This window comes from Gilvimarinus sp. 1_MG-2023 (genome assembly GCF_030548285.1).
In genome coordinates this window covers 1-245 of record NZ_JAUOSC010001503.1, presented here as the reverse complement: position 1 = coordinate 245, position 245 = coordinate 1, and the positions used below count along the sequence as shown (strand labels likewise).

Below are 245 nucleotides of genomic sequence, written 5' to 3'. Positions count from 1 at the left end.
GTGCTTAACTTTCCCGGTAATCCGACCGGGCAATGTGTTGAGCTGGATTTTTTTGAACGGGTGGTCGAGATGGCCCGCGAACACCAGATCTGGGTAGTGCAGGATTTGGCCTATGCTGATATCGCCTTTGATGGTTATCAACCGCCGTCGACTCTGCAAGTTGAAGGTGCCCGGGATGTGGCGGTCGAATTTTTCTCGTTGTCCAAAAGCTACAATATGCCGGGATGGCGGGTCGGTTTCTGTTG

At 52.7% G+C, this 245-nt stretch carries 1 protein-coding gene; it reads left to right on the top strand.

The window, feature by feature from the left end; translation table 11 throughout:
* The coding region (locus tag Q4563_RS21840) for an aminotransferase class I/II-fold pyridoxal phosphate-dependent enzyme (RefSeq protein WP_303606030.1) at nt 1-245 on the top strand (245 nt) is incomplete at both ends.